The 1033-nt window shown below is 50.6% G+C and carries 2 protein-coding genes; one reads left to right on the forward strand and one right to left on the reverse strand.

Annotated elements, in window-relative coordinates; translation table 11 throughout:
• Positions 1 to 225 (forward strand): IS1 family transposase (locus tag K0778_RS26350; protein ID WP_024169623.1); only part of this gene is annotated, 225 nt, incomplete at its 5' end.
• On the opposite strand, the gene K0778_RS28190 is transcribed toward K0778_RS26350, so the two are convergent.
• On the reverse strand, positions 160 to 1033 hold an 874-nt coding region (locus K0778_RS28190), incomplete at its 5' end, for an RHS repeat-associated core domain-containing protein (RefSeq protein WP_250666421.1). The two genes, K0778_RS26350 and K0778_RS28190, sit on opposite strands and share 66 nt — an antisense overlap.

Below are 1033 nucleotides of genomic sequence, written 5' to 3' on the forward strand. Positions count from 1 at the left end.
GAGGTCGTGGTATGGATGACGGATGGCTGGCCGCTGTATGAATCCCGCCTGAAGGGAAAGCTGCACGTAATCAGCAAGCGTTACACTCAGCGAATTGAGCGGCATAACCTGAATCTGAGACAACATCTGGCAAGGCTGGGACGGAAGTCACTGTCGTTCTCAAAATCGGTGGAGCTGCATGACAAAGTCATCGGGCATTATCTGAACATAAAACACTATCAATAAGTTGGAGTCATTACCATATTTTTCAATACATGCATCGCTACATTTGGCAGAAAAATCGCCACAAGCAATACCGACAGTGTTATTTTTAAGATCCATGATTCTTTCTTTAGCTGGCTGACCTTGTCTATCCCCTGCCGCCTCATGATTTTTACCTATCACGTCAGCTATTGTTGATCCAAATGTCTTAGTCATTCGACACATCAAGTAACAATGTCTCATTGCATCGGCGGCCCCATTATGAGCTCCGCCAACAATAGCATCCATATCATAACCGAACTGGTAAGCACTGTTAGTAATGCTGTTTGCAGCAATCAATCCAGGTACACCAGATACGGCATAAATTAGTCCACCTGATGTCATATTCTCAATCGCATCTAACCCCATTGGGTCTATCACTTGTATGGGATTCAACGGATACTGATACATATTCCATCCACCTCTCAACCCAATCGGGTCCGGGGTGATATACCGCCCCTGCAACGGATCGTAGTGCCGGTGACGGTTATAGTACAGCCCCGACTCCTCATCATGCTGCTGCCCTGGCAGACGGTACGGCTGGTGCAGGTGATGCGGGTTCTCCTCATTAAGCTGGTTGCCCCATTCATCATACTCCCCGCGCCACGCCGTATTGCCGTCTTCGCTGATGAGCGCCAGCGGCAGGCCCCGGTGGTCGCAGTGGTAAAAATGAACTTTTCGCGCCGGTGTGTATTCCGGCTCCACCTGTCTGGCCAGTTGCTCCACCGTCAGCCCGCACTGCGCAAGCCACGCCCGGCTTTCACTGCTCACGCGGTCTGCCCGGATTTCTTCC

Source organism: Escherichia sp. XD33 (assembly GCF_019375075.1).
GTDB lineage: Bacteria > Pseudomonadota > Gammaproteobacteria > Enterobacterales > Enterobacteriaceae > Enterobacter > Enterobacter flexneri_A.